The following is a 20546-nucleotide window of genomic DNA, read 5'->3' as shown; positions in this document are numbered from 1 at the left end:
GACTGCCCCGAGTCTTATGGACAAATCTCACCTAAGCTTGGACTAGGAGGTGTCTAGTAAAGAGGTATCGATTCAGTCTTAGTAATAGACAGGTGCTATGATGACTAATTCAACATAGCACTTTATTAACTTCCCTAGCTCTTTGAGGCCAATTAATACCTGCCGCTTTAGTATTAATAATCTCAAACGGTACAACCCATAACCTATGCCCGTCACCCAATTCAAATGGACTCGATAACGGTTCACTAAAGTTATCTTGGCTTGGATAGATAAGCACAACATCTTGTCCCTCATTATCAGCCCCAAGATACTTTTTCGCATATGCAAATAGCTGATAGATATCTGATTGTGAGATATTTGAATTACTTAACGTGGTATCAAGAAGCTTCCACTTGGTATCAAGTACAATTTGATTACTCTTCCCATGTTTAACTACCAAATCTGGTCGCAGGCTAAACTTATCTCGTCCATCATAACTAGCCAGATACTCACCAGTAACTTGCGAACTAATGGAAAGTTCAGGGTGAGTCACCGCTAGCTGATCTTTTAATACCTTAGCAACGTAGTCTTCAAACACCTTCTCCATAGGGAATAGCAAAGAAACTGCATGTGATTCACCTTTCATGCTTTGTGGAGATAAGCCCTCTAATATCAGCTTACACCACGCAAGTGGCACCTGATAGTAGCTCATCCCTCTATCGAGCTTCACATTAGTAAAATCCAACTTGTAGTCACTGCTTTGAGGCACCTCATTAAAGACAAACTCTAGTTCTTGAAGAAGCTTTTGATTCGCAGCACTACGACTGATAGTTTTCACTTTCAACAGAGCTGAATGAAGTAAGCGATTGGCAGGGCGATCAAGTAAAAACTCATCATATTCACAGTAGAATTTGTGTTTGTTGATGTAATTACGCTTAACCTGTTTACCTACATTGAGTTTCCCCTTCAAGAAGGCTAGGTTATCTTCGCGACGAACATAGTCACTCCTCAAGCCCCTCTTCACTAGTACATTAACCGATTTTATAAACTGGCTAATAAACACTTCCAGCAGTGGCATTTTCTGGCTTGCAATATTCGCACTTGAGGTTTGAATATGAGAAAAGCCCTTTAAAGCTCTCAGCATAACTAATAATGATTTTCGGGCCTTTTCATAAGCACTTTCACTATTGTCTGCCCCCTCCCCTTTAAAACCCTTACCAACTTTAGGTAGTACTTCAATTTGGGTTCTATCCGGTGTAAATATCACCCCTGCGTAGTTTTGGACTTGCAGGACTTCCATATTACGGCGACGACGTAGCTGCAACAGCTTACTTTCACTCTCATCACTTAAACAAAGGGATTTTAGGTACTCAAAAGCTTTATTTGAGACCACCTGAATATGCGAATAATCAGTTGAGTCATAACCTGACTTGGCTGCATTGTCATCACTGACTAAACAATCAAATTCAAATAGGGTGATTTCTTTCTTAGCCCTCACTGGTTTCACTCATCATGGCTTTAGGTGAATAGATACCAATGTAAGCTTCCGCTCTACTCCATACTGAGTCAGTACTTTCAAACGGTTTAACCTGATAGGTAATTTTAGCTTCCTCATACAACTCTAGGCCGTGATTATCCCCAAAGAGATCTAAATATGAGTCTTTTTGCACCTCAAGAAACTGGAGTTTTTTATCATCTTTCAAGCTATCACCAAGCACCAAGCGTATTTTGTTCCAATCTTCGTAAAAGTACTCTTCAAGCAGAGGGATGATCTTGTTCTTAAATGCAGCCTGTAGCTCGACAAATGCCTTGTTTTCATCATCCTCATTAAATACAGGAAATAAGAAGGCATGACCTAAAGTATGTTCACGATCGTAGAGCACTTCAATGCGTTTATTTAATGCTCTCAGTAACTGGGATATATTGATTCCTTTAACTTCTCTACCTTCAAACACGTCAGGGTTAGGCATCATCTCTTTAAAGTCGAAGCGACGACGCAGCGCTGTATCCATCATGGCTAAAGAGCGGTCGGCGGTATTCATGGTGCCGATAATATGAAGATTGTCTGGTACAAAGAAAGTGTCCCCTGAATACGGTAGAATCACTTCTAGCTCTTCATTTGCACCTTTACGTTTAGATGGTTCGATAAGCGTAATCAATTCACCAAAGATCTTAGAAATGTTACCTCGATTGATCTCATCGATAACTAAGACGTAGTTTCGTCGCTCCGTTTTCACTTCACTATGTGCCTGGGCAAGCTGTTTTAGATGTTTTATCAGTGCTGAATAATAAGGGTTCAAACCGCCTTTAATTTCACGCTCTCCGTTAAATATCGCTTTCAACGTTTTTACACTCAATGAGTGAGTCGAATTCCCTTTATCTTTTTCGAACCGTACGGTGTTGTTATCAACATCAGTAACCATGAAGAACGTACGTATCGTATCAACCTTTACCCCTTCTTCAGAGGTTGATAACTTTTCTATAAATCGGTTCCATAAGGTATCGAAATCGTGTTTTTCGTCCGTCGTTCGTGTCTCCTGCCTTTTTTTGGCTTCTTCTACTATGCTCTTAAAAACACCATCTTTCTCATAATAAGAAATGTGACCGTTTTCGGTTTTCGCACTCACCCCTTCAACAAACTCTTCATAGCCATAACTTTGATGGAAGGTCACAAATCGAATTCGACCTGCATCACTCAATGTTCTGTACATTTCAGTAAGTAATAGACGCTGATCTTCATTCGCGCCCAACTTAGGTTCAATACCAAGACCAGCATACTCATCAGGCTCAGCTGCTTTTACCGCGGCTTCAATGGTATGGTAAGTTTTACCTGTTCCAGGAGGTCCATATAGAATTTGATTTAGGGGTGATTTCATAACTTTTTTACCATATTTAGATGCGGGTTCTCGGACTTCAAAATTATCGACTGAACTGGTTTTACTTAAAGATTCATAGATGTACCAAAGCGTCACATTAATAGCATCGGTATCCATTACATCTTTTAACAGTGGTTGAATCGTTTCGAGCAGCTCTTGGTTAAGCCCATACCAATTTATAGAACTTGGATTCTTTAGCCTTAGATAAAACCTAGCATCTAGATACTGGTAGACTTTTCTTAACGCATCTTCCGCTACAGTTGTAGATAGTTCGGTCGGGTGCAATGAGGCAAAAACACGGTTCGTCGTTGCCCAATATCGACGGGAGATTTTGCCTTCGTTAAGCAGGCGGTTTAGTAACTCAATGGATTGCTGGTAAAGCTCCGCTGAAGTGCCCTCGATCAGCATGCGAGTGAATTCGATTAAGTCAGGCTCTGATTTACGGTAATCATCGCCACTCATAATTCCGTTTTTAATTGAGGCAACCCATGTTGTGCCTTTGGTCCATAATTCCTTAATAGCCTGATCATCTGAAGCTTTCTCTTTGGCTGACAACTGATTGTAGTTACGGTATTCACCGACCCACTCTCCATCATTACCACCTCGGCTTTCAAAGACATCAAGGAAGTATTCTTGAAGAGACATTGAAGTACCTGAATCGCTTCCTTTAACACCGTCTAACCACTTACCCAATAACTTTTCGAGTACGTTGTCGATGTCAGGTCGACTCATTTTCACCCAAAAGTATTTAGGTGTAGGCTTTTCATTTTCATCAAAAAAGACATCTAGTTGTTGCGCCAATAATGCCAATTCATCAGTTGCAAGCTGCCAATTTGAGAAAGAGCTCAGAGCTGGGTTTATTTTCTCTGGATTTAGGCGAGTCCCAGCAAATTCAAATTCTTGCTTATTACCATTAAATCCACCTATAACGGTATTTCGTACCGCACTTCCCGATACTTCAAGTTTAAAAAGCAAGCACTCTCTATTGCCAGAATAAGGTGTTAAATGAAATCTTGCTGCAAACTCTACAAATTTCCGAATACTTGGCTGGTACTGCCAGCTCTCGATGAGCTCTATTAATTTAGGGTCATTAAACTTTACGTCAGTCCTAGTTATGAACTCTTCCGTATAACCACAATCGATTAGAAACTTCTTTATTACATTCATGAGTTAGTTATTCTTCTTATAGTTCTCAGCCTGCTCTAGCACGCCTTTGTATACGTCATCGTTGGCTACTGGTGGGAAACCGTATTTGTGTAGTAGTAAGATTAAGTCCACTTTCAACTTGGCTTTAATGTCATCACACCCTGCCCAGTCTGGATATTGAGCTACATCATCGACGGTGACTTTCATCTCTTTGGCGAGTTCTAACTGCTTGTCATCATCGTAGGTGAACTCATATTTCTTGCGCATGTGCTTCAAGATATCGAGGAATGCCTTCTCTTCTAAGTTGATACCTAAGTCTTCAAATAACCACTATTATGGGTGACTAATTAAATTGCCAAAAGTTCTATATTGTTAGGGGAAAATCAGTTATGCCTATTTAAGAAAGGCCCCCTATTCACAATATGTCCAATCAGAGCTCTGGTGGGGGTGGCGGAAATACTTTAAACCACTCTTCATGCACTTTACAGTTCTCACTATTTGGCTCTGGAGATGCCAGCTTGATACGTACATGTAAAGGCATTGAAACACAGTTTCCAAAGATCAGCGCTTCACCTGGAGCTGACTGTTTGATTTTGTTTACAAAATCATCCGAGAAATAAGGCAGAATAGATTGGACATAGTTCATATCGACTTCATTTTGAATACGATGAATTATGAAGTTAGAACACTGTGATAATACTGTTCCAGATAATTCTGACGGACGCTGTGAAGAAATCAATAGATACAGAGCGTACTTGCGTCCTTCGCGAGCTATTTGCTCAAAAATATTCTCTCTCAGGAGATACTTTGAATCCTTCTTAATATAGCGATGGGCCTCATCCAAGACCAAATGGACTGGTTTCTCACGCCTTTGAGAACCTTTAAGCTTTTTCCTGTAAGTAAAATGTAGTCTAGAAGCTACTGAAGTTAACGTTTCAAGTGCATCTCTGGACAGTTCACTGGTATCAATAATAATCATGTTAGTCTGCGAAGGAACTGCACATTTAGACTGCCAAAGCCAATCAAGGTAATCCTTCATCTTCCTAACATTTGGGGGGCTTTCTCTCATGAATAAGCAATTATCATTATCAAGGAAAAAATCCAATCGAGTCATCATTGTGGATGTGTACTCTCTAATTCGACCGTTACCTCGGGCATCCTCTTCGAGTAGAGCCATATTTGCCGCTTGTTTTAGGAAGCGGTAGTCGAAGAACTCCTCATTCGTAGCACGGTAATCCATAACCTCACGTACACACTCATCGCTCACTTTCTGACGAACAGCTTGTAAAGCCTTTTTAAGCTTGCCCTTATTCTCACCGTAATCAATAGTACAATTACGGAATAATTCTCTCAGATCGGAGATAATACCTTCTTGTTGACAAGCTTTATCTAAATCAGCATCTGATTTAATCAGTTCAACTACACCATAGATAATGCTCTTTGCTGCGGTAATAATAGTTGTTTCGTTGTCGCCTTGAGCATGTAAGGTTTGGAGCAGGTTGCAAATTTTAAATCTAAAATAGTTAATTAACTTTTGACGTTCATCCCCTTCACGAGTTGAAATCATGTAGAACTTATAGCTCTCCTGTAGAACCTTATCCCAAAATGGACGCTGAGTAGCATCCGTTGCCATTAGGAAGGCACTCCATTCATCTATATTCATCAGGAAGTGGGGAAGAGCGAATGGCTCATAACCATCCTCGGCGGCTTTGATGTTTGGTTTAAGAAATCGGACTTTTAAGTTTTGGCACTTTTCATGATCCGCAAAAGCATTGCGGTACTCGCCATTCACGTCAAAAATCAAGATTCTAGAGCCAATAGCCGAGTTGTCTTTTTTCTTATGAATCTCTTGAATAATGTGAGCAATAGTATTCGATTTACCACTACCAGAGTTGCCAAGTATGGCAGAGTGAATGTTGAAAAATGAATTGATCGATATATCGATGGGATAGTTGATTAAGTTCTTACTCACTCCCAAATGAAAGCTTTGGTGCACCTTCTCGCACAACTCGTTATCCTTGTTGTTTTGAAGGATTAATTCCATATCTTCATGAGTTACAATGTTCACCTCGCTGTATATAGAAGGAAAGATTCCTACCCCTAGATTAAAGCGTCCGTCACGCGTAATAGTACCTATTGGCTTTAGAAGTATCTCTCTGCTGCTATCTACGTCATAAGCAGCTGTATCAATCTTCATATCACCGTCAAAGATAGAAACCACTTCACAGATTAGTTGCTCACCAATCGAGTTAGTAGTTTTAAGATAACTACCAATATTACCGAAGTAGTAGATAACACCAGCAAGATTGACAGAGTTCCCCCTAACTTCTGTTGAGGCCTTAGCTTTAAACTGGTTAAAGTTAACAGAGGTGATTTTTCCAACTCTCATTACTCTCTCCTCGCCTTCTTAAGTGATCGCATAAAGTCCTCAAGTAAGTCACTGTCACGGTTCCTATCCAGATCAGGTATCAGATTGTTAACTATGTATTCAAAATAGTGTATCTTTACGGCCTTTTCTTCCCCATCAATATTCTGAACTATCTCACCAGAAACTTGATAAATACGCCTGTCTGTTAGCTTTGTAAGGTTTTCTGAAGGGTGGTAGTCTCCAAAAATTATTACGCTTAAGCTTGAGTTCGATGCGAGTGCAGCGTAAATAGCATTGTTAATGTGTTCATCACTAAAGCTGTAGCCAATTACAATTAACACCCCATGCTGAAGCTGTAATTTGTTTTGAAACTCCCGAATCAAATCAGCATAAGGAGATCCCAAACTTTTGTTTTGCTTTAGAGGAGTTGGGTAGATAAGAATATTCTTTTCAGGTGGTGCTTGAGTTGGTTCAACATCGACCTCCTTTATATTGAAAAAGGAGTTATCATCAGACTCAATCCAGCTAATTGATCCATGCAGCTTGTATAGATAGACCATGTTCTCTAATGGTTCGTACTTCTCCATGTTAGAGTCAACTTTACGGGAAAAAGTGTAAGAAAAACGCGCAGGATTGAAGGTTCGAGTTAAACCACTACTGAACCCATTGTTGTAGTTGACATTCTGATAGCCGAGGGCTGTTTCACTTAATAGATCATTGTTTGTAGTGAATACATTAACCCTAGCAAGATCCTTGTTTCTCTGTGAAAGTTTTTGATATAGCTTCTTATATAAGCTAAGCGATTTTTCAGCACTCTTTGCATTGCAGTCGATATTGATAGAAGTATAAATCTGAGATTCGATTAAGTTAATTAAGTAATCGTTAACTTCATCAACTTCTCCAACCCCATTCTGGTAGGAACGCTTTGAATAGAGCGTTCCTAATATGTTCTCAAGGTTTTTAGGTGAATGTTTCTTAACAACCTGAAATCCAGCTTTCAGATCATGATGACTAAAAGTGCATTCCTCTCGTATTATATCGGCTTCAGTATTGTCACTATTTACCTTTTCCTCAACAATTTTTATCAATGGCTCCATTGCTGGTATTGCATCAGCACTCGCTCCTGCACCTAAGAGGAAGTGAAGGTTTTTGATGTTAGTAAGATCAGACACCTTACTTCTAATCTTCTCAAGCTTCACCTCATCTCCATCAGAATCACCAAAAAGTGAGTCCTGACCTTGTTTGAAAATGAGCAGGTCTTTCGTGAGCAGCTTCTCGTCTGTACAATCACACATGACTAGAGATTCCTATACTACGATTTGTCATCATTAGATAGCGACAAAGAAAAAAATGGTGATGAACGATATCGCTATCAGGATGTGATAAGTTTGTTTTGTATGAGTTTTGTTATTCGGAGTTAACAACGAGACTTCAGATAAGTTATTCCATTCTTTGATGATTAAGCGGGTTTGAATAGATAGTGCATCATCGACTATGAGGCCGGCATTAATATTCATTTTCAGCTCTTCAATGTCTCTAGACAAGTTAGCATACCGGGCAGCAGATGAACGATGCATTTCAGCTCTTTCACCAAATCTTGATTGAGTCACTATCCCTGATATAACTGCTGCAATACATCCAAATAACACCACAACATGTTGTTTGTTGATACCAAAGATAGTATTTGTAGCGTCATGATCAGCAAACGAGAATACTGTGACAAAAACAGTTGAATAGATGAGTACATAACCCATCATTTGTGACAGCTCAAATAGCTTTTCTGCTCTCTTGTAATGGCCATCACGCGCATCACGACAACGTTCAAGCCATGAGTGTAATACACTGATTAATTCAGGGGGCGTATATTCAGTATCTTCTTGTATTCTTTGATTCATTAATGCTAAAAATTGCGGGTTGAGACCTTGTACTTTACATGTAAATCAATAGCTTGAATATGATTTTGATCGTAAATAGCAAAACATATAGATTGAATTTTCGTAGCTCTGTTTACGCAAAATCACATAACGAGGTATAAAGGAGTATTTTCTCTAACTTTACATTATGGAACTTCTAACCTATTGGGATACTGCCGACTTATCAGTACTTGACGACTAAAAGCTATAAAATGAGCCTTAAGTTAAATATTGGATAATGAACTTCGCCTAAATCCAGATAATTTAAAGCAAAAGTTGTTAAAAAACTGACGTCTATACTGCGTATATTTACAAATAGATGTCATTAATTTTTCAATCCATTTTGTTAAAGCTAAAATAGGTTAATACAGATCAAGTTAATGATGTACTTCCTGGGGTTAAATTGGACAAAATTAGTGCATTTGTTACTCCAATTTAATTTATGAGTATACAAAACGAGCATCAAGGGAAACGACAAACCTCTCCCTAGACTTAATGGTGCACTAATACTTCATAAGTGAACGTCACATGCTCTGGAACATACTCTTTAGCATTGACCTCGCACTGCACCTGTTCAATTGATATAACACAGAGAGCTCCGTAGGAGTTAAGGAGAACTGCTCTCTGCCCCTCAATTGGTGAAACAACACGACCCAATGTTAGGAAGGACTCGACAGTAAGAGGATCAAAATTAGGACCAGTGATCAACCCGACAGCTTTGAGACCACCATCTATATAGATATGAACACTATTCTGAGAGCACCCACTGAATTTTATTTTAAACTGGTACTCACCGTTGCCAACCGTATAGTGAGCATAATCTTTATAGCAAAAAGTTACACGCCCATTAAGGGTTGGATTCGTATAATGCCCAGGGTCGCGCCGAGCATTAATACGCTCAAGCCGTCCGGCACGGTTACGAAGCACCGATAATGGAACCGCATGATTCTTATCAGCAGGCAGATCCTCAACCCATCGCCAAATTGCGTCGATCTGGGCAGCTCCTGGAAACTCATTATTTTCAGGACTGGAGTTAAAGTCGAACCCCTTTGGATTATGAGCATTAAGCCAATTAGGTAACTTACGTTCAGGATTTCGAACCAAGACAACTGACAACCATGTGGCAGGTTTGCTCACAAAAGTTTCGCTTATCCATTTGGTCTCAATGCCAACCCCTGAATCTGGTTTATTATTAGCTCGTTCTACATAATTTTCGTCAACAATCAACAGTACATGAGAGGCTTCGGTAACCTCTTGCATGAAGCCGCTTAAGCTTGCCCCATAGTCAACAGCTTCATCGATTTTGACTACGTAACCAATTAGGTGAAGCTGGCTCGCGAGTAGGCGAACCCATTCCCGGTGGGCGTTTGATGTCCACGCGTACGAAATAAATAGGTCGGTTTTCATGTATTCATTTCCAGTTTAGGCTGCGCTCTATAAGAATTGTTGAAAGTTACACGAGCGTCCAATTTATTGCCATTCTTTCAGTTTGAGCTTTCACTAAATTCTTAGACATATTTCTAAAGGTAATATACAGTCATTTTAAGCCTAGCTCTAACACGCTTTAGGGCAGAAATGAGTTAAGCCACAACCTTAAAAATAGATAATTGAATCAAATGAACAGCGATTCATAAATTAATGTTTTACTTGTTCCAATGCCTTTTCACTGTCGCAATCCCCAAGCCTAATGCTTCTGCTGCTTTAGATTGAGATAACCCCTCAGCTTTTTTGGCTTGCACTAAAGCGGTGGTGTTATGCGCTGCTGGTCTACCCAGCTTCTTACCCTGAGCTTTAGCTCGCTCAAGCCCTTCTTTTGTACGCTCTCTAATCCGGTTTCGCTCGAACTCAGCAAAGGCCGAGAACATCTGTAGCATCAACTTACCCTCAGCGCTTGATAGGTCGGCTACAGGTAAATCTAAGCAAACAACCTTGATACCTTTATCTGTAAGGAGGTTAATGGTGTTTTGTACGTCAATGTTATCTCGACCTAATCGGTCTAGCTTTAAGACCACCAGCATATCGCCACTTTCCATCTGGTGATTGATAAGCATCTTAAACTTTTCACGCTTCATCGCTTCAACAGATCCAGAGACCGTTTCACTGATAGTACGAGCATCATTCACTTCATAGCCTTTTTGTCGGATAGCAAGAATTTGATTCTCGGTTGTTTGTTCTGTTGTAGAAACACGACAATAGGAAAAGATACGCATGGGGCACTCACTTTATGGAAGGTATCAAATATTGGGGTATCATATAATTAAAGCATCATTAAAGCCATACCCTAATTTTATGATACCGATATTAAGTTAAGATAGCTGGTATCAATATACGAATGTTTTTTGATACCAGCTGTTCAGGTCAATTTGATGGATTTTATTTTTTCTCCATCATTTTTTGAAATTGTTTAAATTGCATAAATTGCTCTTCCATATCTGAAGAGGTACTTTCAGCTGGCTTGGATAACTTACGCAATAGTTCGGCTTGTTTGTAATCAGGCACATCACCGTAACTATAAAAGCTGGTCAACACGCTTTCATGCCCTAAGTTTTGGCTCCATGCTTTAAACTCTTCAGGCGTTTGACAAAGATTTTCACCTAGCCTTACCAAAGTATTACGGAAGCTGTGGGGATTAAAATAAGGTAAACCAACAGCTTCAAAGGCTTGTTTAAAGACCTTGCGGATTGGAGTTGCATTACTCCAATGCTCTTTTAGTAAACCAGCTACCTCAAATTGCTGGTTTTTGTTATGTGCCAACTTAGTTTTTGGGAACAGGGGATCATTTTGCTTATACCCAAGCTCTTTAATCAAATACTCAATCCATTCCGTCAAAACCTTAGGTGGCAGTTCACCTACTGGAAAAAAGTAAGTGGTGAAGGTTTTACTAAACTTTGTATTTACGTCCCTTGCATCCTGATAAAAACTTTTCTCAGCCAGATCAACATGCTTGATTTTAACCGAAGCAACAGCCCCATCTCTTGCACCAGTAAGGAGAACAAAAGCAAGTAACGCTCTATCACGCATTTCTAATATTGTGTCACATGGCATAGATCCCAAAGTCTGCAAAACTTGCTCAACAGTCGCCACATTTCGTTTACGCTTGGTATTGGCAATACGGGTATCTTTTTCTGAGAGGTTGAAATACTCAATATCGCTATAGTTAATTTTGGCTCGATAGCCTTTTTGCGTTACCAGAAATTGGAAGAAACCTTTCATGTGTCGCATGGTTGTCAGCACCGTTGCCTTGCTCAACTTATCGCCTGTCACCATTGATTTACTATTAAGAAGCTGTTTCTTAAAAGCGATAACATGCTTATCCCGAAACTTCTTAAAGTCGAGATAATTTGTTGCCTCTTCAAATCGATTAATTGATTTCATTACACCATCAATCGTTGAGTCATCCAGCTGTTTTGCTTCCCTTAAATACTTTGCATACTCGTACAGTATTCGTGCGTTTTTTGTACTACTTTTTTTCATCATCAAATACCTTAGCTAAAGGATAATTTAAGGGCTTTTGACCCCTTAGGATTAAGTGTTTCTCTGCTATCGGTAATTTCCCCCCTAGTTCCGTCCAAATTTGGTTAACGTCACGCCAAGAAACGTACTTATTTGCCTTGCCTCTACACTCATCACAACGGCCTTTCATATGCGCCATGCCAGCTGGCATTGCAACAAACTGAAGTGATTTGATGTCTGGTGCTTTGGGTTGTTTGCATTTGAAGCAGTACAATTCATTCGGTTCACATTGCTGCATGTATGTTTTGCGCTTCTGTTTTAAATGCCGCTTCAAGTCAGCACCTTGAATTAGTAAAGGACGGGTTTCATCGATAACTGACAAGCCAGCATGAATCCAGTTACGCACAGTTTTGGGGTGGACCCCCAATGTTTCGCTAATTTCAATAACGGTATAACTACGGTGAATTTTGATTCGATTAGGGTTGTTACGACTACTCATCGTTAGCCCTCTTAGCTGCAGCAATTCGATCATCTAGCCATTGCTCAACATCAGACTCAAGCCAACCGACCGCCCTATCACCTAATGAGATGCTTTCAGGGAACTCCCCTTTAGCAATACGTAAATAGATGCTGCTACGCGATAGACCTGTTTTATATTTAACACTTGGTAGTCGTAAAATTATTTTGGACATAAAAAAACCTCTTAACTGTTCATGGGACAGCGAAGAGGTTATGCAAAAGAGAGGTGTAGAAAACGCAATTGCGGAAAGCAAAAGCGCAATTGCGTTTTTATTTTTCTCTAAATCAGTTAGGTCATATCAACTTTTAATCTCGCGCACCTCATTGATTATTTTTAGAATGGTTTTCTCCGATATTGACATACCAGCTTTATCGGCCATTAGTTTAATTGGAGATGTGAGACCTTTAAGGAAAGGGTTTAGCCCCTGCTCTTCGAACAATACACTGATGAGAGTGAGGTAAGAGTTTCGTTCTCTTGTGCCCAATGGTTTCTCTGTTTGAACAGGCTCCAAATTTTCTTCGTCTAGCGATTGCACAAAGCGTGTGAGCTCATTGGTTCTAATGACAAATTGATAGCTATGCTCCTCAAGAGTTATCGAATCTTCAAATTTCTCACAATCAGGAAGCCCATCTTGCATAATTTCAGACAGTTGCTCTAAGGAGTCGATTTCGGCATTGCTTAAGCATTCTGATATATCATCACAATTTAAATAATCATCTAGTGTTAGGCCTTTGGGGTGTAAGAATCTTTCCAGCTCCTTTTGTAAAGCGGCCCGGTTTTCATCTGTAGGTTCAGGGGGGAGGCTCTTTTGAAGTTTACAAACCAGTTCTTCTTGCTTAAGAAAGACCCCTTTTACTGGAGCGACCAATGGTTCGGATCCACCTAACTCTTTTTGATATTGGTGTTCGACATCTAAAGACTCCATACCAATCATGGTTAAATCCCAAATACCATCTATAACATGCACCTTTTCATCAAATGCAAGCCACTTATTCTCTTCTACCTGCAAGGCACTATCTAAAGGAATAATGTATGGTTCATCTAAAGGCTCGTTCGTTGCCAAGTCATACTCTACTGGGTAACAGTTAATGTCACTATATGGTGGAGTAATAAACTGTCCGCCTAACGCATATGCCTGATTAAGCAACCGAACTGACAAGGTTAGATGCTTATCCAGTACAAACCTATAGAGTGTTGCCAAAGAGACTTGCTCTTCCAAAGAAGATGACAAGTAATCCACAGCCTCTTCCATAGTGAAAAACTGTTTTAATTTAAGTAACTTACTCATTGAAAATTAACTTCACACCTTTGTTCCAATAGTAGAAAGTGATTTGTTTCTACTGACTATGAATAGAAAATAACTAATATGAAGACCGGGGGTAGGTTGTAGTCTCGCATCCGGATATGGTGGCATAGAAACAGCCCTATTAATGTGAAAAGCCTACTAGTTTGGGAGGTATCGCTGATATCTAAGAGCATAAATGTTTAACCCTACTACATTTATGCCACCATCGGACCAATCCTTCAACATAGACTCACAGTACACCCAAGAAAAACAATAACTTACCAGAACTTCTCATTCTAAAACATTTTTAATCACTAAAGCACTGTAGCTCTATGGCTAAATCTACTAACCAAGACTTGTTAACTGTGCCACTTTTGATTGTCTTTGCATTGTGCTAAATACTTGAAAGGAAATGGCCTTACAGTAGCTAGTTTGTTTCGAATAAAATAGCTCTTGGTCAACTCTAAGCACTTTTGTTTTAAGCAGTCAGGGCCTTCAAGGTACCTGATATGATTGAATTGACCTCTACTAAACTTAAATCCGCCTTTTTCACTGCCAACGAAGTAGGCAGAATGCTCAGCATCGTAGAAATGGCCTGTAAGGGCCTCCAAGTACTCGTTGTGTTCTCCCTTCAGAGAATAATTGAACATAATCCCCGTTTGATCGAAATAATCATTAACTAATGCTTTTTCAGCATTAGACCGATAACCGATTTTAGCTAGCTTAAGGTCTTCTTTATAAAATTCTGTTTTGAAAGGTGCTCTCTCCAACATAATTAGGAGCTTATCCACTATCGGATCATCCGACCTACCAAGAGAAGAAAGATACCCATCGATATATTCCCTGCTCATACCTTGGTTGTCACTTCTCTCCAAACGTTCAAGTACAGCAAATAACTTATCTGCATCAGGGATTACCGCGATTCCCTCATGCACTATTGTGCAAACTTGTGGCTCATCACCCGACATATCAATGACATACTGAAGTGTTTCAAAAAACCTTTGTTTCTCTGGTAAAACTATATTTAGCTCATCAAAATAATACTCATCATGTTCTTCATACTTAAAATGACCTTCTTCACACTTTAATACATGATAGCTGAAAGTCTTTTTATCAAGCTCGACAAACCAGTAACCCTCAACGAACTCTTGAATTGAAAACTGTCCATGCAAGCATTCCTGCTTTATGGCCAATTCTTTAACCCAGGTATCGATAAGAGGTTGAAGCTCTGTACCATTTTTATTTGGTCGTTGTGAGATAATGGTTGAGTTGTAAACACTCTGTACAGCAGTATCTTTTGAATAGTAACTCTGCTTGGGATCTACCTTTCCAGCGCCTTCGTATTCTTTAGCAGGGTCCAGTACAACCAATGTCGGCTTTGTTTTATCAAAGATATCCCCATCAACAAACTCAACCTTCACAGGACACTGTTCAGCTTTCAATCTTTCGAAGCCATTAGAATGCATCGATGCATTTACTACCTGACAACCACCAGCCAAATCAATAACGTCATAGATTTTCCGATAAACTTTTTCAATATCTTTCTTTTGATAATGCTCACGCCAATCAGCTTCTATTGGCTTAAGTTTCAGCTCAAGTACATCACAAAAGTGCTTGTTCATTAACTTAACAAATTGATAAATGGCGCCAGTTTTAGTCTTCAGCAATGAAATTGGCTTTTGACCAGAGATATCTATTGCATAAGTAGTAAACTTCTTATTTCCAGGACTATAAACCATCAGGTTGCCCTTTGGGTTTCTGCGTAGTAAACCAGTGGAGTTTTGAAATTCAAATTTCGGTGCTTTATCGATTTGATATTTAGCTTTATAAACAGCCTCAATAGGAGAGAATGTAACTCCTGCCATGTCAATGAACAAAGAATCAAATCGCACGCTTTCCATAAGATCAAACTTCAAGCACTTATAAACGATATGCTCGAAGAACTTATCCGGCTCAACAAACAAATATGTCTCACCTAAGCCAGAGAAAAACTCATCAGGCGCGACCTTCCCTAATGCCCGAATGAGTAAGCGGCCTAGTGACAGAGTATCGCAATCTTCAAACTTTACTTGTTCAAAAGAAACTTTCGCTGAAGTTGAACTCACCTTCTTGTCTATATCTACAAGGATCCAATAATAACCTGAGTGACGAATAAGAGCTTGGGGCGATACCTCTCTGTCAATAAAGCTAAGCTGGCCAGCATAATCTTGTTTGCCGTTTTTTTTATCTAACGAAACTCGGTATATCAAATACCTAAGATTTAGGGCCGGATAATTAAATTTAAGATCAACCAATGTTGTTAAACTTCTGCTCATTATCATCTCTCCGCCATATCACTCAGTAAATCACATAGATGCAACATAGGAGGGACATTGTTAGCACCCGTTGCCTTATCTATAATTCCTGGGACCTCAATGACATCAGCATCAAAAAGGTTTTCATGCTCTACATACATGTCTTTAACTTCTGAAAACTTCCGACTAATCAATACCGTTGCATCTTCATAAACGGTATTAATGTACAGAGCTTGAATAGTTTTCCCCAAGAACGCTTCGGGAGGAGCTTGTCGAATTTTTTTCAGCTTATCTCGACATTTCGCAAGAGTATTATCATAAATCAAACACCCATGACTAAGGTCCCAATGTTTTACATCTACAAGTAATATTCTATTACCAACGGCTAGGTACCCATCAAACCATTCAATGCAACCTTGAGGCATCTCTTTTAGCTCATGCTCAAAATAGCGCAATACAGCCGATACAGCTTCCTCACCCAGTGCGCCCATATATATGTCAAACATAGCGGGGGCTAAGATGTATTTCCCATCATGAAATGAACTAGCAAAGCCTTCATTCATAAAGTGTTCACTAACAATTGGATTACGCAGTAAGGTTGATAATCTAGCTGAGTTTTCAGATACTTCACGCAGGCCAGATGTATCTGAAGGGTCAACAAAAATCTCCGTGATACCTTTTTCATCAGAATAATTTATCTGGTAATGATACTTGCCAAGTCGAACTTTCGGTTCAATATAATAGCGAACCATTTCTCCCTCTGGAGCACGGTCCATTGCTGGTGCCTTAAGCATCCATTTTCGCAGCTTTTGATACTGTCCTACTGCATTCGGGTTCTGGTCTTCGTATACATTGGTTATTAATCGTTGAATATGAGCATAATTTCGGGATGCTCGTGGGTTGTATGAGATGCTTTGCTTTTCTTGAGCAGCGACTTTAATGTTTTTCTTAACTTCCGTTATCAGCTCTTGATACTCAAATGACAAATATGAGAGATCGCGGTTGTCCTTTGCTAAGGTTTCGGCAAAGTCCTCCTCGGCATCATACATAATTGAAATCTCGTCTTGTTTCCACTCAGTGCGACACATCCTCCCAACAGCTTGCTCTATAAATCGATACACTGAATATCGATAATCTTCACTGCCTTTATAGGTTTTTATCATGGAGCTAACAGCCCAGCTGTTGACTGTTGGAGAAATAAACGACCTTAGCTGACGTTTTACTTCGTTCGCTACAACAATCCCTTTTTCGTGCATCATCAGCGCATCATGAATATTTCTCTTGATTGCGAGGTCCCTATCACTTTTTGCATGGTCATCATAAATATGACTCCCAATTAGGCTTTTAGGCTGCTCTAAATATATAGAGTCAATATCTGTCTTATTCTGGATCGGCTTACTGTCTTTAGGTCCAATAAAGGTCAAGCCATGGCCTTCCGTAATCTGATATGACGGTGATAGTCCAGCCCCTGTCGCCTGATAGTTAGTAATAACAACTACTTTTCGTGATGTTTTTTCAAGTTGGTCTAACACACCTTGAAACTGATCATTTCTAAAGGACGCCGCATTAATATTCTCAAAAATACTGACACCAAACTTCTCGCTAACAAAAGCCATAAACGAGTGAAATTCTTTACTTTTGTAACTATTGTTAAGCATGCAAAAATGATAACGATTGCAGGGATGCTCAGAGAATCGCTTAATAGAATCCACGAGCTTGTCCACTCTGCTGAGCGCAAACGGTAGGCTCTCAGGTGTATTAATACCAAGTAATTGACACAGTTCCATGTCTAATATCTGAGGATAATATGCAACGCCTTTAAACTCTTGATAAAGTAATCCTACACCACCCCAATCAACTCGCTGAGAGATGCTCTGTACTGCAATCTTGATCCCATTTTCCTTATACCTTCGCTTGAGACAATACTCTTCTTGAATCGAAGCTTTTTGAACCTCATTAAGCAAAAGCAAACGCTCAGAGAGAATGTCCTGTAAATATTTGAGATCGAAATTATGAATAGCTGTCTCGCTGGTGGCTGTCGCACTAATACCAAGTACCTTGGCGCCAGATAATACCCAATGTGCTAACAACCCAGTTGACGTCAATGCCAAATCAAATGTCGAAGCAGTTGTAGTGTCATCGGTTTCGCTATACTTTGAAATATTTGCAATCTCGTATCCGCTATCATGAAAGCTGTACGATTTAAACTCACTCTGAACTTTAAAGCTCAACCTCGCCGATATCAGAGACATAATGCTCTTCGTCAACTCAGGCAAGCCAAGATTGTTAAGGATTTTTTCGACCAAATTTTCTGTAGTGTACGCTCTAGTATCTCCAGACTTTTCGATGTTTGTCTTAAGAGTTAGCACTGCACTTAGCATTCCATTACAAAATGCTCTCACTAGCTGGGCGCCATTGTTCACAAACTGAATAGCACTATCTTCCCCGTTTGGCCCAATTTCGTGACTACCATTTACTAGGTCAACTTTTGACCTCAACTCTTCATGTTTGAAGTTAATCGCGTGAATGGACATTCGATCCGATAAAAGAGTAAAAATACGATTATGGTATTCGCTGCCTTTTTGAACCGTCGCATTAGTAATATATGGCCTGAGATTAACCTTCCACTTGCTTTTGTGATTTTGGAGCGACAACCGAAAGCTATCGAAGCACTTATCAACCCCTTTAAACTCAGGTGAGCCCTGGATCTTGAAGCTATCGAAACTAGCGTAAAATTTTCGAGTCAAAACGATAATGTCGTAATCAGAAACTGTATTAATGAGATGGGTTAGGAATTCACCTTGTTGACGGTCAAACTCATCCAAAACTAACAGTGAATTTTCAAGAAAATCACTAATCCTATAAGTACTATGAATCCCATGCCAAGGGTAAAGTAGCTTAGAAGTTGTCATAAAGAGTACTTGAGTTTGCCCTTTATCTATCATTCTTGCCGGGAAAATTCGATTTAGGACGTCATTCACATCGTCACCACAATCGCTCTTTTTCCTCAGGTATGACTTCAAGGAAGTAAAAATAGCTCCATATCTATTTCGAAGCTCATCGTCAAATGCGATAGAATTACTACCCGCTTTTGCCTGCTCAATTAACTCGACTTTATCTAGGGCTTTCTTAATTTCTCGCCGCTCATGAACGTCTAAGATATTGAAAACGATATTCCAGTCATCACAGGTCAACTCTCTAATACATGTTTCTTGAGCCGGAATTAGGATGACATTACGTTTAAGTCTGGCCTTTTGCTTTTTACTTAAAGTTTTATGATTATCAATCCGTTGACTCAAATCTTCATATGCCTCTTTTACGTTCACTCTTAAGTTAGTCGCATAAATCAGAGTTTTCGTTGAATCGGATATAAGGTGCTCAAGTTGAAGCTCAATTACCTGATAAGTCTTACCCAAGCCTGTTTGTGCATCAACTAAAGCCAGAAAACCTTCATCAAGCACGCAAGCACTTGGGCCAGCCATTTCAACATAGGTATTAAACAGAGCACTCATACGCGAATCCTTATTCCATTAATTAAACTGCATACTCTTTATGAATTGCCTAAGCAGACAAAGTCCTTTTCAAGAGGTTACAACCAGTTACGCACAATTATCGAGCTATAATTCTGCCATAAAGGAATATTTAAACACAGGGTTTATATCAAGGAATGAAGAGAATTTAGCTTAACTAACCAACAAGATTATTTAGCTTTGTTATTCGCCCATCTATCGAACAAGTAGCAATAATCTTTGATAATCCTCCCCTAATCACCTTTACTTCAGTTACGCCTATCAAACATGGTAATTGTAATGACCGAGAGTGAGTTTGTATCAGCTGTGTTCGAAAATATACGAGTCGGTGACCCAGTAAAGAAACCAAGATCTACTTCAGAAATATTGGCGATTAAATACCAAGAAAAAATTTACTATAGGATAGGCAAGTCAAATAAAAAATTCGTTTCAAAGGAAGAGCTGACGGAAGTGTTTGCGGTAATCAGCAGCGGGGAAATCAGTATCAAGGCTATCCGCAAAATTATTCCTGATTCTAAACCGTGCAATTCGACTACTATTCAGTGGTTGCTAACAAATGCTAAGTTAGCAAACCGAAGCTCAAAAGGAAGCTTCACAAAGAGCTGGAACTAGTTTTATTCCTTCCTAGAGTCCAAGGTCCCTCCACCAGCCTATTCGCATAGGTTACCGACATTCATCTTGCTTGAATTCTCACATCATACTTAATCTAGCTAATCCAAAATTGAGGTTGCTTCGGAGAAGCGACTCATGTAGAAATATGTTATATAAATACTTTTATAACATAACCTTAGGAATAGGTATCACATGGTAAAAAGTGTAATAGCTAGACTGACTCCAGGGGTAAAGCTAAACAACCAGCAACTGTGTGATACATTTGGCTGTAGCCCTCAAGGTGGAATGAGAAAGTCTAACTCTACTCGTTCACTCGTTATAGTTTCAAATCACATCAAATCTATTTACGATGATAGATGGGACATAGATACGCTGCATTACACAGGGATGGGCACTAAGGGCGATCAAAGCCTGAACTTTGCACAAAATAAAACGCTTAATAATGGTAAGCCCCTAGAACAGTAGACACTTCATAGAGTTATAATGAACCAAAAATATGAGGTGTTACATGCGCGGAAAACGATATCCCGACGAGTTCAAAATCGAAGCTGTTAAACAGGTCACAGAGCG

At 39.5% G+C, this 20546-nt stretch carries 15 protein-coding genes and 1 pseudogene; 2 read left to right on the top strand and 14 right to left on the bottom strand.

From position 1 onward, the window contains the following. Positions 1-109: 109 nt before the first annotated feature. From K0625_RS21520 to K0625_RS21455, 14 genes and pseudogenes are all read right to left on the bottom strand, one after another. Complete coding sequence (locus K0625_RS21520; RefSeq protein WP_220111522.1) at positions 110-1477, bottom strand: McrC family protein; 1368 nt, start codon at positions 1475-1477, stop codon at positions 110-112. Then, positions 1467-4022 (bottom strand): McrB family protein, encoded by a 2556-nt coding sequence (locus K0625_RS21515; RefSeq protein WP_232847229.1) that lies wholly within the window; start codon positions 4020-4022, stop codon positions 1467-1469. The genes K0625_RS21520 and K0625_RS21515 overlap by 11 nt, the downstream gene beginning before the upstream one ends. A gap of 3 nt (positions 4023-4025) precedes the next feature. Next, a pseudogene (locus K0625_RS21510) lies at positions 4026-4313 on the bottom strand (type I restriction enzyme endonuclease domain-containing protein); the annotation flags it as partial. Between the two features lie 118 nt (positions 4314-4431). Further along, positions 4432-6390, bottom strand: a complete 1959-nt coding sequence (locus K0625_RS21505; protein WP_220111521.1) for an ATP-binding protein — start codon at positions 6388-6390, stop codon at positions 4432-4434. Beyond that, positions 6390-7664, bottom strand: coding sequence for an SIR2 family protein (locus tag K0625_RS21500; RefSeq protein ID WP_220111520.1), 1275 nt, complete (start codon positions 7662-7664; stop codon positions 6390-6392). Before K0625_RS21500 ends, K0625_RS21505 begins: the two co-directional genes overlap by 1 nt. A 33-nt stretch (positions 7665-7697) precedes the next feature. Beyond that, entirely contained in the window at positions 7698-8264 is a 567-nt protein-coding gene (locus tag K0625_RS21495) for an SLATT domain-containing protein (RefSeq protein WP_220111519.1), read from the bottom strand. 510 nt (positions 8265-8774) lie between these two features. Next, positions 8775-9689, bottom strand: a complete 915-nt coding sequence (locus K0625_RS21490; RefSeq protein ID WP_220111518.1) for a toll/interleukin-1 receptor domain-containing protein — start codon at positions 9687-9689, stop codon at positions 8775-8777. A gap of 236 nt (positions 9690-9925) precedes the next feature. After that, entirely contained in the window at positions 9926-10492 is a 567-nt protein-coding gene (locus K0625_RS21485) for a recombinase family protein (protein WP_220111517.1), read from the bottom strand. Between the two features lie 163 nt (positions 10493-10655). Beyond that, complete coding sequence (locus K0625_RS21480) at positions 10656-11759, bottom strand: tyrosine-type recombinase/integrase (protein ID WP_220111516.1); 1104 nt, start codon at positions 11757-11759, stop codon at positions 10656-10658. After that, positions 11743-12234 (bottom strand): helix-turn-helix domain-containing protein, encoded by a 492-nt coding sequence (locus tag K0625_RS21475; protein WP_220111515.1) that lies wholly within the window; start codon positions 12232-12234, stop codon positions 11743-11745. Before K0625_RS21475 ends, K0625_RS21480 begins: the two co-directional genes overlap by 17 nt. Beyond that, entirely contained in the window at positions 12227-12427 is a 201-nt protein-coding gene (locus K0625_RS21470; protein WP_220111514.1) for a helix-turn-helix transcriptional regulator, read from the bottom strand. The genes K0625_RS21475 and K0625_RS21470 overlap by 8 nt, the downstream gene beginning before the upstream one ends. Positions 12428-12553: 126 nt before the next feature. After that, positions 12554-13507, bottom strand: a complete 954-nt coding sequence (locus tag K0625_RS21465; protein WP_220111513.1) for a hypothetical protein — start codon at positions 13505-13507, stop codon at positions 12554-12556. 392 nt (positions 13508-13899) lie between these two features. After that, positions 13900-15855, bottom strand: a complete 1956-nt coding sequence (locus K0625_RS21460; RefSeq protein WP_220111512.1) for a hypothetical protein — start codon at positions 15853-15855, stop codon at positions 13900-13902. 2 nt (positions 15856-15857) lie between these two features. Then, complete coding sequence (locus tag K0625_RS21455; protein WP_220111511.1) at positions 15858-19346, bottom strand: hypothetical protein; 3489 nt, start codon at positions 19344-19346, stop codon at positions 15858-15860. 297 nt (positions 19347-19643) lie between these two features. Between K0625_RS21455 and K0625_RS21450 the strand changes: the two genes are divergently transcribed. Both K0625_RS21450 and K0625_RS21445 read left to right on the top strand, forming a co-directional pair. Beyond that, positions 19644-19976 carry a hypothetical protein gene (locus K0625_RS21450; protein ID WP_220111510.1) on the top strand — a complete coding sequence of 111 codons (333 nt, stop codon included), beginning with the start codon at positions 19644-19646 and terminating at the stop codon, positions 19974-19976. A gap of 192 nt (positions 19977-20168) precedes the next feature. Beyond that, positions 20169-20441 carry an SRA domain-containing endonuclease gene (locus K0625_RS21445; RefSeq protein ID WP_220111509.1) on the top strand — a complete coding sequence of 91 codons (273 nt, stop codon included), beginning with the start codon at positions 20169-20171 and terminating at the stop codon, positions 20439-20441. Positions 20442-20546 lie beyond the last annotated feature (105 nt).

It is taken from the genome of Shewanella nanhaiensis, assembly GCF_019457885.1.
Lineage (GTDB): Bacteria > Pseudomonadota > Gammaproteobacteria > Enterobacterales > Shewanellaceae > Shewanella > Shewanella nanhaiensis.
The sequence above is the reverse complement of the archived record's forward strand: the minus strand, read 5'-3'. Positions and strand labels throughout refer to the sequence as shown.

Excerpts from the sequence above, each read along its gene's own strand:
- K0625_RS21445 (WP_220111509.1), top strand. The coding sequence starts at position 20,169 with ATGGTAAAAAGTGTAATAGCTAGACTGACTCCAGGGGTAAAGCTAAAC.
- K0625_RS21485 (WP_220111517.1), bottom strand. The coding sequence starts at position 10,492 with ATGCGTATCTTTTCCTATTGTCGTGTTTCTACAACAGAACAAACAACC.
- K0625_RS21455 (WP_220111511.1), bottom strand. The coding sequence starts at position 19,346 with ATGAGTGCTCTGTTTAATACCTATGTTGAAATGGCTGGCCCAAGTGCT.
- K0625_RS21500 (WP_220111520.1), bottom strand. The coding sequence starts at position 7,664 with ATGTGTGATTGTACAGACGAGAAGCTGCTCACGAAAGACCTGCTCATT.
- K0625_RS21450 (WP_220111510.1), top strand. The coding sequence starts at position 19,644 with ATGACCGAGAGTGAGTTTGTATCAGCTGTGTTCGAAAATATACGAGTC.
- K0625_RS21465 (WP_220111513.1), bottom strand. The coding sequence starts at position 13,507 with ATGGAAGAGGCTGTGGATTACTTGTCATCTTCTTTGGAAGAGCAAGTC.
- K0625_RS21470 (WP_220111514.1), bottom strand. The coding sequence starts at position 12,427 with ATGTCCAAAATAATTTTACGACTACCAAGTGTTAAATATAAAACAGGT.
- K0625_RS21495 (WP_220111519.1), bottom strand. The coding sequence starts at position 8,264 with ATGAATCAAAGAATACAAGAAGATACTGAATATACGCCCCCTGAATTA.
- K0625_RS21515 (WP_232847229.1), bottom strand. The coding sequence starts at position 4,022 with ATGAATGTAATAAAGAAGTTTCTAATCGATTGTGGTTATACGGAAGAG.
- K0625_RS21480 (WP_220111516.1), bottom strand. The coding sequence starts at position 11,759 with ATGATGAAAAAAAGTAGTACAAAAAACGCACGAATACTGTACGAGTAT.
- K0625_RS21460 (WP_220111512.1), bottom strand. The coding sequence starts at position 15,855 with ATGAGCAGAAGTTTAACAACATTGGTTGATCTTAAATTTAATTATCCG.
- K0625_RS21505 (WP_220111521.1), bottom strand. The coding sequence starts at position 6,390 with ATGAGAGTTGGAAAAATCACCTCTGTTAACTTTAACCAGTTTAAAGCT.
- K0625_RS21475 (WP_220111515.1), bottom strand. The coding sequence starts at position 12,234 with ATGAGTAGTCGTAACAACCCTAATCGAATCAAAATTCACCGTAGTTAT.
- K0625_RS21490 (WP_220111518.1), bottom strand. The coding sequence starts at position 9,689 with ATGAAAACCGACCTATTTATTTCGTACGCGTGGACATCAAACGCCCAC.